The sequence below is a fragment of the Paenibacillus sp. Aloe-11 genome (assembly GCF_000245715.1).
Classification (GTDB): Bacteria; Bacillota; Bacilli; order Paenibacillales; family Paenibacillaceae; genus Paenibacillus; species Paenibacillus kribbensis.
In genome coordinates this window covers 234,980-243,890 of sequence record NZ_JH601059.1, presented here as the reverse complement: position 1 = coordinate 243,890, position 8,911 = coordinate 234,980, and the positions used below count along the sequence as shown (strand labels likewise).

Sequence of the window (8,911 nt, the reverse complement as noted above, 5' to 3'; positions counted from 1 at the left end):
ATGTGTGCCCCAGTGCCCATATAAGCGTGGTGATCAGGCAAGCGACAAAAGTGTTCCTCACTATTTTTTTCACCATCGGAATACCGAACAGACGGTATACGGCCTCCTCCCCAATACCAGCCATCCAGGCCATAATCGGCAATAACCATGGATAAGCCATATTGTAAGGAGATTGCGTGGCATCTGTTGTGGAGAACGTATTGAAGGTACGTTCCAGTACAAAGAACAAAATGGATTGTACTCCAAGTAAAATAAAGGCCCACAGGTAACCAACATACATACTGCGAAGCACATACAGCCCGTAGCCCGGCTCTTTGGCACGTGGCCATGCATTCAGTCCAACCTGACGCATAAGCCCGTCACCCCCGACCAGGGAGAAATAGAGTGCTACGGTCATAGCGAAGGAAACACCAACCTGGAAAACCATGAGAAATATAAGCATTCCCCGGCTGCCTGCTTCTGCTTGCAGTAAAGGCAGCATGTTCAAGGTCCCTGCCATAGTAGCAACAAAATACACAACGGACAAAACAATGCCGCGTACAAAGGAAGTGTGGCGTCGTGTGAGAGACGCGTAGACAATCGCGAGTACGGCCAATACGAAGGTAAACAAGGCATAGCCTGCATAGGTCATCCAGTTGGCCCAGTAGGTTTGCTTTTTGACATAATCGGTATAGGACGATGGGGCAGAAAAGCTCTGTGTAAACGAGCGAACATCCCCGTCTTCAAAAGTAAACGCCAGTGTAAGTACCGAGGAGCCGATTTGTTTTCCGTCCACGGTATACTTTAATCCACCCTCCCCTTCGTTGGTCACGAGCTTCAAGTCCGACGGCTTAAAGCCAAAGCGCTTGACCCATACAGAGGCTGCCTGCTCTTTTGCTTCAAGCGTCATGTCGCCCTCAGCCGCACGAACAAGCCTGCTACGTGCTTGCTCATCCGTAGAAATATCGGCTTGTGCGTAATTGGTACTGGAGGTCATTCGTTTAAAGCTAACGACTTTGCCAGTCGATAAATCCACATGAATTTGCAATTTTCCCTTCGTGGAAGGATCTGGGAGATCGACCCGAAAAGTTTCGTAAGGGTAGCTTTTTTTCCATGTACGGTCATACTGTTGAAGCAGTTTTTCTCTGGATAAATAACCGTACAAATCCGTTTCAGCCTGATAGGTGACGACAGGCATTTCTGGCGGTGATTCTGTATAGCCCAGCTCGGAGCGAGCGAAGTCTAATGCGTGGTTAACCGCTTCTTGTTTGCTGATCGTCGCTGTGTTCATCAATGATTCTGGGCTTGGATTGCTAAGCGAGGGAATCAGCAATTGAAAGATAAAAAAGCAAATCAGGCCAATCCCGCCCAACAAGCCTAATCTTTTGAAGTTGGCCGAGAGCACGACCGGTTTCCCGATAGGATTCATGAGTTTCCTCCTTAATCTGTAAATAAGTGCATCCATTAAAGATATCATACTGCACAGGTTCCCGCCAACACAGCTGTGATATTCATGAAAATGGAGTGAAAGCACCCTAAAGTTTCAATAAAATAAGATAAACTGCGATTAAACGCTGCCTATTCGCAAAATAAAGCCAAATTGACGTTTTTTCGACGAAATCGGTTTTGTGATCTGAATACAGAAGGATTATAATCTTGAGGCAATGCCTATAAAATCAATAGGTAACGCCATGCATTTGAGCCGAATTTCCATAGGAAAACGGGGGAACCATGTTACTGGGGTGAATTTTACAGCCGGTCTCGTACCGGACGTGTGAATAGGGCATACTGTGCTGCCCGAATCCGTCAGCTAACCTCGTAGGCTGTGACAGGGACCCAGTCAGGCACTCGGTTTTCCGGTGTCTTTTTTTGTGTATATATAAGTGTGAGCAAAAGTTTGCTGAGTTAAGGACGCTACGCGTTCCATTTGATCTTCCGCTCGCTGTTGACTCTGAATTTTATTGGATTGGATAAACCCTGATAAGGTTAAAATTCAGAGTCAAAGGCGAGCGCTAACGCTTCTCCAGATTCAAATGGACCGCTGCGCTGCTGCCCGCCTTAAAGTCATCAAACGTTTCATAAGGTATGGTGAGTAACTGAAAGGGAAAAGTATCCCGCTCTGCGGATACTTTTCTGTTTTCTCTAAAAGAAACGGACGAAAGAAACTGAAAAGAGATTGGTGATTTTATGGACTGGCAGTAGCGGAGGGGGCAGAATTGTTCTGAAGAAGCGAAGCGATTGCCTGAAAGCTTTCCGTAGGAAAGCTCGCATCGTGAGCATAAGCTATCACCGGATTTTAACCATTAAAGGGCTTATAAAATCAGAAAACAATCCGGGGGTAACAGAAATCGGAAGAATAATCTGCACCCGGAGCGATCTCCATGCTCATAATTCACCAAGTAGGAGAAGTGATGAATAGATGAACCCCAATGCCGGCTGGCTTCGGCTTTCTCCACCGCGGATATTTGTTGCGGGCTTTGCCGTTATCATACTTATAGGTAGTTTATTGTTAATGCTGCCGATTTCCAATACAACGGGGAAGCCGCTTGTGTTTATAGACGCTTTGTTTACAGCGGCTTCCGCGACCTGTGTCACAGGACTTGTCGTTAAGGACACGGGGACTTTTTTTACAACCTTCGGTCAGGTGGTGATCGCTGCGCTCATTCAGGTCGGCGGTCTCGGTTTTATGACCATGGCAACCCTGATCGCGCTGGTGTTCAAGCGTCGCATCTCCTTGCGGGAACGCCTCATTTTGCAGGAAGCGATGAATCAGACCTCTGTAGAGGGAATCGTTGGCTTGATCCGTAAGGTGTTATTGTATTCACTGGTCATTGAGGGCGTGTGCGCTACGATATTTGCGGTTCGCTGGTCCTTTGACATGCCTGTAGGCAGGGCGATTTATTTTGGAATCTGGCATGCGATCTCCATGTTTAACAATGCTGGTTTCGATTTATTCGGTCACTTTCGCAGCCTGACAGGTTATGTATATGATCCCGTCGTTAATTTTACCGCTATGTTTTTGATTATCTCGGGAGGCATCGGCTTTGTGGTGATGTCGGATCTGGCAGAATATCGCAAACGTCAGAGACTGACCTTGCATACCAAGGTGGTACTTAGCATGACGGCTGCACTGATTGTAGTCGGTACCCTCGTCATCTTTGTTTTCGAGTTTACGAATCCGCAAACCTTAGGCTCGCTCGATTGGGGAGGCAAGCTGCTGGGATCTTTATTCCAGTCAGTAACCCCTCGTACCGCTGGTGCTAATACGCTGGATATCGCAAGCCTACGGCAGGCTACGCAGTTTTTCATCATTATACTGATGTTCATAGGGGCTTCCCCTGGCTCCACTGGAGGCGGGATTAAAACGACAACGTTCGCGCTACTCGTTGGAGCGGTGTTTTCTATGCTGCGAGGTCGGGAAGATATTGTATTGTTCAAGTATCGGCTTGCGCAAGCACGAATTTACAAGGCTTTGACCATTACTCTGTTGGGACTGTTGTTTGTGATTGGGGTAACGATGATTTTGTCTGCCACCGAAGATCATCATTTTCTGATGATTTTGTTTGAAACGGTGTCTGCCTTTGGAACGGTGGGATTGTCGATGGGGCTTACACCTGATTTGACCGTTGTTGGCAAGCTGGTGATTACTCTGACGATGTTTGCAGGTAGACTCGGACCGCTCACGCTGGCTTATGCACTTGGCCCCAAAAAGGGTAAGGAATTATATCGGCATCCGGAAGGCAAAATGATTATAGGATAGGGGAGTTTTCGAGTAGATATGAAAACGCAGCAGTTTGTAGTTATTGGCTTGGGACGGTTTGGCTCAAGCCTGGCTTTGCAATTGGTGGATATGGGGTGCGAGGTACTTGGCATCGACCGCAATGAGGACGTTGTAGACAGCATGAGTGAGCTGCTGACGCATACTGTTGTAGCGGATGCTACCGATGAGGATTCGTTGCGGTCGCTAGGTATCCGTAATTTCGATTGCGGTATTGTTGCTATTGGGGATGACATTCAGGTAAGCATTCTAACCACCATTTTGCTGAAAGAGCTGGGTGTAAAAAAAGTCGTAGCCAAAGCGATATCTGTGCTGCACGGACGGGCATTGGAAAAGCTCGGTGTGGACCGTGTCATTTATCCTGAACGGGATATGGGAATACGGGTGGCCCATCAGCTGGTTACGCCTAATTTGCTCGACTATTTGGAGCTATCCAAGGAATACAGCATTGTGGAACTAAATGTACCGCCATGTCTCGATGGCAAAACGTTATCAGAGCTGAATGCCCGTACCCGCTTTGGCTGTAGTATTGTGGCTCTTCATACGGCGAACGGTATTCTCATTGCACCAACGGCTATGGATCGGCTAAAAGCGGACGATATTATGGTCATCATCGGTTCCAATGACAATATCGCCCGCTTCGAGGATGAGGTCGTTAACGTCAATGAAGAAGGCTAACCGTGCTACACCATACGATAGCCGGCAAACGACGCGCGTGTCTCGCTAATCCAGCTTCGCGCTGTCGAGCTGAGATCTGCCGTCTCTGAATAAATGAGAGACGTTGTTCGGCGTGTCTCCTTCAAGTCCGGCAAGAACAGCGCAGTGAGTCCATTATCCCGCAGCAGTTCGCTGCGCAAATAGGATTTGGGCAGTAGCGCAGAAGCCTTACAGGTTGGAAGCAGGCGAACAATGGCCTCGAAGGAGTCGATTTCCATCCGGATATCGGGCATGATGCCGCTGCGCTGGAACAAATCATCTGTCAAGCTGCGATACCAGGTTCCTTTGGAGAAAATAATCATCGGCAAACCCTGCAGGTCTTTCATCGAGACTGTTCCTGCTCTGGCTGTTAATTCATGTCCTAGCGGAACGACCAGCTCCAAATGATCGTCAAATAGCGGAATGCAACGCAGTCCGGCCTCATGAATGGCAGACCCGACAACACCGGCGTCTGCTTTTTTGTCACGTACAAAAGCGACGATTTCGTGAGTTTTGCCTGTGAGTAACTTCAGCTCGGTTTGGGGATGCTTGCTCATAAAAGCTTCGACGAGGGTGGGCAGCGTCGTTTGGAGTGTCGTGAGACTTGCGCCCAGGGTGAGCATGCTTTGGGCTTCGTTTTTGTGCCGGGACAGCTTTTGCAAAAAGCGGAGCTGTCGTTGCCGTTGCTCCAGCGCGAAGGTATATACAAATCGTCCGGTTGACGTAATTTCGAGCCGTTTGCCCCGCCGATCAAAGAGCTGTACACCCAATTCTTCCTCCAGCTTGGCGATTTTACGGGACAGGGCGGGCTGGGACAGATTAAGCAGTTTGGAGGCTTTATTCAGGCTGGATTGCTCGACAATGACGGCAAAGGCATTCAAATCCTCAAACATAACATTCTCTTCCTCTCTATATGCAAAAAAGACATAATAATTAATACGTATATTGCAATTCCATTATAAGCCGAAAAGGAGTAACATAAAAGCGACACAAGATGTTCACACTTTTGATTTTCCTTATAAGGGACACCTTGTTGGACATTTCCTGTCGGAAACTGTCATTTTATATGTTATATTACTACCATTGAAAACGCTATTATTGGAGAAGGGAGCATTACCTAGATGAAAGGATTCTATTCCAGAAAGCTGCATTCGCTTCTTGGCGTCATCCCGCTGGCTCTTTTTTTTGTTGAGCATTTGGTGACGAACTTCACTGCAGTGGAGGGAGGCAAGGAAGGATTCAATCGCAGTGTGGCCTTCCTGAATGGTTTGCCGCTGGTGATTGTACTTGAAACGTTATTCATCTACTTGCCATTATTATTCCACGGAATTTATGGCTTGTATATTGCTTATCAGGCTGATCCGAATGTCAAAAATTTTGGCTATTCGCGTAACTGGCGCTTTCTGTTCCAGCGTATTACCGGCGTCATTACGTTCGTGTTCATTATCTGGCATGTGTTCGATACACGTATTCAGGTGGCTCTGGGTAATGTAACACATGAGGAGCTGGGCGGTGTAATGCACGGCATTGTAACGAACCCAGTCTATTTTATTCTGTATTTAATCAGCGTTGTTTCGGCATCCTTTCACTTTGCTAACGGGCTATGGGCATTTATGGTCAGTTGGGGCATCACCGTGGGACCACGTGCGCAAAAGGTATCCTCCTATATTTGCATGACCCTGTTCGTGGTGGTATCTCTCGGCTTCATCGCTTCCCTGTTGGCATTCCGCAGCGCGGAGTTCCAGGAAACGGCTACCGCTTTGATACAAAGCAGCGCTGTTCAACAGCTACTGTAAAAAATGATTTTACACTATACATCGTTTGCATTACATCGTTTGCAGATTCTATTTTCAATGGGAAAAGGGGATTTGGCTAAAATCCTGAAAACAAGGAGTGAGCAGAAATGGCAGCATCCAACATTATTGTCGTGGGCGGCGGTCTGGCGGGTCTGATGGCTACGATCAAGGCGGCAGAGGCAGGAGTCCACGTTCATTTATTTTCTTTGGTTCCGGTCAAAAGATCCCACTCCGTTTGTGCTCAAGGCGGCATCAACGGGGCAGTGAATACCAAGGGCGAGGGAGATTCACCCTGGATTCATTTTGATGATTCAGTCTATGGCGGGGATTTTCTGGCCAACCAGCCTCCGGTAAAAGCAATGTGCGAAGCGGCTCCGGGGATTATCCATCTCATGGACCGCATGGGTGTCATGTTTAACCGGACACCGGAAGGATTGCTGGATTTCCGTCGCTTTGGCGGTACCCAGCATCATCGGACAGCCTTTGCTGGAGCGACGACAGGTCAGCAGCTCCTGTATGCCTTGGATGAACAAGTACGGCGCTGGGAATCCGATGGCTTGGTGACCAAATATGAAAACTGGGAGTTTTTACAGGCGGTACTGGATGATGAAGGTAGCTGTCGTGGTATTTGTGCGCAGGATTTACGCACGATGGAAGTGAAAACTTTTGCAGCGGATGCCGTTATTTTGGCATCGGGTGGTCCCGGCATTATTTTTGGTAAAACCACAAATTCCGTGATTAATACCGGCACGGCTGCTGGCGCGGTGTATCAGCAGGGCGTACGCTATGCGAACGGTGAGTTTATCCAGATTCATCCGACGGCTATTCCAGGGGATGACAAGCTGCGTCTTATGTCTGAGTCGGCACGGGGAGAGGGCGGTCGTATTTGGACGTACAAGGACGGCAAGCCGTGGTATTTCCTCGAAGAAAAATATCCGGCTTACGGAAATCTGGTTCCACGCGATATTGCGACACGTGAAATATTCAGCGTATGCGTCGATGAAGGACTTGGCATCAATGGCGAGAATATGGTCTACCTCGATCTGTCCCACAAGGACCCGAAAGAGCTGGACGTGAAGCTGGGCGGTATTATTGAAATTTATGAAAAATTCGTCGGTGACGATCCACGTAAAATCCCGATGAAAATTTTCCCGGCTGTGCATTATTCAATGGGTGGTATGTGGGTCGATTACAATCAGATGACGAATATACCGGGGCTGTTTGCCGCCGGGGAATGTGAATTCCAGTATCACGGAGCCAACCGTCTGGGTGCAAACTCGTTGTTGTCAGCTATTTATGGCGGGATGGTGGCTGGACCGAAGGCTGTGGAATACATTAAGGGCTTAAAAAAGTCTACCCAGGATGTAGCTTCCTCCGTGTTCGATGCAGCGGTAAAACAACAGACGGAGAAGTACGAGCGTATTTTGCATATGAACGGAAAAGAAAATGCTTATGTTCTTCACAAAGAGCTGGGCGAATGGATGACGAACAATATGACTGTCGTTCGTTATAACGACAAGCTGGAAGCTACGATCCAGAAGATCAAAGAGCTGAAGGAGCGTTATGCTAACATCAACATCAATGATGCTTCGCGCTGGAACAATGCGGGTGCGGCGTTTACACGCCAGCTGTGGAATATGATGGAGCTGGCTGAAGCGATGACCAAGGGGGCGCTGCTGCGCAATGAAAGCCGCGGAGCTCACTATAAGCCGGACTTCCCGGATCGTAACGATGAGGAGTTCCTGAAAACAACCATTGCAGACTGGACCCCGGAAGGACCCCGAATTTCATATGAAGACGTGGACGTTTCACTGATCAAGCCGCGTATTCGAGATTATTCCAAGAACAAATAATAGAAGGGAGTGTATTTTAGATGTCGGAGCAAGCAGTGAAATCGAATAAAACAGTGAAGTTCGTTGTGACCCGTCAGAATGAACCGAATGCCAGTCCATATACGGAAGAATTCGAATTACCCTATCGCCCGGGCATGAATGTGATTAGCGCACTGATGGAAATTCAGCGCAACCCGGTAGACAGCCATGGTAAAGAGACTGCCCCAGTATGCTGGGAGTCGAACTGTCTGGAGGAAGTATGCGGAGCCTGCTCGATGGTGATTAACGGCAAGCCGCGTCAGGCCTGTGCTGCGCTTGTTGATAAGCTGGAACAGCCGATTACGATCGCACCGATGAACACATTCCCGGTTGTGCGGGATTTGATCATCGACCGCAGCCGGATGTTTAACGCACTCAAGAAGGTCAAAGCATGGATTCCGATTGACGGCACCTACGATCTGGGCCCTGGCCCCAGAATGGCGGAGAAAAAGCGTCAATGGGCGTATGAACTGTCCAAGTGCATGACCTGCGGGGTTTGCCTGGAGGCTTGCCCAAATGTCAACGAGAAGACAACGTTCATTGGACCTGCGGCAATATCTCAGGTTCGCCTGTTTAACAGCCACCCGACAGGGGAAATGAATCAGGAGGAGCGGCTGGATGCATTGATGACGGACGACGGGCTGGAGGGCTGTGGTAATTCGCAAAACTGCGTACGTTCTTGCCCGAAAGGCATTCCGTTGACAACCTCCATTGCCGAAATGAACAAGCAAACGACCAAGCATATGTTCAAGCGTTGGTTGACTGTATAGCACGAGCCAGCAAAGATGACA

7 protein-coding genes and 1 riboswitch are annotated in these 8,911 nt (G+C 48.5%); of the genes, 5 read left to right on the top strand and 2 right to left on the bottom strand.

Annotated features, from left to right (window positions below):
- Positions 1–1,408, bottom strand: a 1,408-nt coding sequence (locus tag WG8_RS19260; protein WP_007431906.1) for a CPBP family intramembrane glutamic endopeptidase, incomplete at its 3' end; no start/stop codon positions are given.
- 261 nt (positions 1,409–1,669) lie between these two features.
- Positions 1,670–1,818: riboswitch (cyclic di-AMP (ydaO/yuaA leader) on the top strand.
- Positions 1,819–2,398: 580 nt separating this feature from the next.
- Here WG8_RS19260 and WG8_RS19255 point away from each other — a divergent pair.
- A complete protein-coding gene (locus tag WG8_RS19255) occupies positions 2,399–3,739 on the top strand; it encodes a TrkH family potassium uptake protein (RefSeq protein ID WP_007431905.1) in 1,341 nt (446 codons plus the stop codon).
- A gap of 18 nt (positions 3,740–3,757) precedes the next feature.
- Positions 3,758–4,435: a potassium channel family protein gene (locus WG8_RS19250; RefSeq protein ID WP_007431904.1), complete on the top strand. Its 678-nt coding sequence runs from the start codon at positions 3,758–3,760 to the stop codon at positions 4,433–4,435.
- Between the two features lie 5 nt (positions 4,436–4,440).
- Here the strand turns inward: WG8_RS19250 and WG8_RS19245 are convergent, their stop codons facing one another.
- Complete coding sequence (locus tag WG8_RS19245) at positions 4,441–5,346, bottom strand: LysR family transcriptional regulator (protein WP_007431903.1); 906 nt, start codon at positions 5,344–5,346, stop codon at positions 4,441–4,443.
- A gap of 228 nt (positions 5,347–5,574) precedes the next feature.
- On the opposite strand from WG8_RS19245, the gene WG8_RS19240 reads away from it, so the two are divergent.
- From WG8_RS19240 to sdhB, 3 genes are all read left to right on the top strand, one after another.
- Positions 5,575–6,249 (top strand): succinate dehydrogenase cytochrome b558 subunit, encoded by a 675-nt coding sequence (locus tag WG8_RS19240; RefSeq protein WP_007431902.1) that lies wholly within the window; start codon positions 5,575–5,577, stop codon positions 6,247–6,249.
- A gap of 107 nt (positions 6,250–6,356) precedes the next feature.
- Positions 6,357–8,102, top strand: coding sequence for a succinate dehydrogenase flavoprotein subunit (sdhA, locus tag WG8_RS19235; protein WP_007431901.1), 1,746 nt, complete (start codon positions 6,357–6,359; stop codon positions 8,100–8,102).
- Positions 8,103–8,122: 20 nt separating this feature from the next.
- The gene (sdhB, locus tag WG8_RS19230) at positions 8,123–8,890 is read left to right on the top strand and encodes a succinate dehydrogenase iron-sulfur subunit (RefSeq protein WP_007431900.1); all 768 of its coding nucleotides are present in this window, start codon (positions 8,123–8,125) and stop codon (positions 8,888–8,890) included.
- Positions 8,891–8,911: the final 21 nt, after the last annotated feature.

Coding starts and splice junctions, on each gene's coding strand:
- WG8_RS19255 (WP_007431905.1), top strand. CDS start 2,399: ATGAACCCCAATGCCGGCTGGCTTCGGCTTTCTCCACCGCGGATATTT.
- WG8_RS19250 (WP_007431904.1), top strand. CDS start 3,758: ATGAAAACGCAGCAGTTTGTAGTTATTGGCTTGGGACGGTTTGGCTCA.
- WG8_RS19245 (WP_007431903.1), bottom strand. CDS start 5,346: ATGTTTGAGGATTTGAATGCCTTTGCCGTCATTGTCGAGCAATCCAGC.
- WG8_RS19240 (WP_007431902.1), top strand. CDS start 5,575: ATGAAAGGATTCTATTCCAGAAAGCTGCATTCGCTTCTTGGCGTCATC.
- sdhA (WP_007431901.1), top strand. CDS start 6,357: ATGGCAGCATCCAACATTATTGTCGTGGGCGGCGGTCTGGCGGGTCTG.
- sdhB (WP_007431900.1), top strand. CDS start 8,123: ATGTCGGAGCAAGCAGTGAAATCGAATAAAACAGTGAAGTTCGTTGTG.